Annotated in this window: 1 protein-coding gene and 2 pseudogenes; all 3 read left to right on the top strand. The window is 39.8% G+C overall.

Annotation, left to right across the window (positions count from 1 at the left end):
• Window positions 1-55 precede the first annotated feature (55 nt).
• Entirely contained in the window at window positions 56-496 is a 441-nt protein-coding gene (locus LC033_RS16540) for a phage baseplate upper protein (RefSeq protein WP_226570330.1), read from the top strand.
• Window positions 493-636, top strand: a pseudogene (locus tag LC033_RS17630) (BppU family phage baseplate upper protein); the annotation flags it as partial. The gene LC033_RS16540 and the pseudogene LC033_RS17630, both read left to right, overlap by 4 nt.
• A 42-nt stretch (window positions 637-678) precedes the next feature.
• Window positions 679-1,054 (top strand): annotated as a pseudogene (locus LC033_RS16535) (hypothetical protein); the annotation flags it as partial.

Below are 1,054 nucleotides of genomic sequence, written 5' to 3'. Positions count from 1 at the left end.
GACGATGAAAGGGCGGCGGCGCAGTCGCAAATAAACTACGGGGAGTTGTTTTAGTATGACGAAATATAAGACGGAGAAACGTAAGGCAAACGTTGGCGAACGGATTTTGATTACGGATAAACACGTAAATGAAACTCGGTATAAAAACGGAGATGTATTTGAAGTAACGCAACGGAAACGTGGGTACGTGTGGTCAGAAATGGCCGTGAATATCCTCGACTATGAATACGAAGTCATCGTCGGAGTACAAACGCCAGCACCGAACATCCTCGAAGTCTTTTACGTCTTGCTGCGTAAGGGTATCCACTTAAGCTTCTATGACTCAAAGATTGTGTTTTCAACACAAGATATAGGCACAGCTAGATTGATATTCAAGCTGCATAAAGATGGAATGCCTCTCCCTTTGTCTGCAGTAGAGGGTAAGTTAGTCTTGTTGTTCTCTAATGGATCTAAGCACATTAGAAATATCACGCTGTCGACAAGGTCGAAGGGATAGCCGAATATATCCTAGACAATGACGAGATTAAGCTATACGGCAGGGTTCAAGCATCATTAAATCTCTTTTATAACAACGGTCAGTCCCTGTCTGTACACGAGTTTACATTCTCAATAAAGAAGAATTTAATAGATGAGAATATTGTTCCAGATGCAGAATATTACATTGACCATTTTGACTCGTTGAAATCAAAGATAGAACAAAAAGCAGCTAATCTGGAAGCAGATATAAAAAAGCGCACCGATGTAATGCAAGGAAACATTGATGCAACTACTAAAGAGTTACAGGTTCACCTTTATAAGATGAAGGAAAAACTTGACGACCTTGATTCTTTGGAAACAAAAAAAGGAGCTCAAGCAAAAGCCGACGACGCTTTGAAAAAAGCAAAAGACTTTGTGTCGGGATTCCAAAAGATGAAAATAACGACTGACACAGGCATGCCTTTAATCTCTATTAAAGACACATCTGTCAGTATTTTAGATACTGTTATCAATAACGGTCTAGGACAAGGAACATTTTACGCAATTGCAGGATCAAAAGATTTGCCTAACCACCGTT

Origin of the sequence: Bacillus stratosphericus (assembly GCF_020524495.1) — a bacterium.
GTDB lineage: Bacteria > Bacillota > Bacilli > Bacillales > Bacillaceae > Bacillus > Bacillus stratosphericus_B.
The sequence above is the reverse complement of the archived record's forward strand: the minus strand, read 5'-3'. Positions and strand labels throughout refer to the sequence as shown.

Coding starts and splice junctions, on each gene's coding strand:
- LC033_RS16540 (WP_226570330.1), top strand. CDS start 56: ATGACGAAATATAAGACGGAGAAACGTAAGGCAAACGTTGGCGAACGG.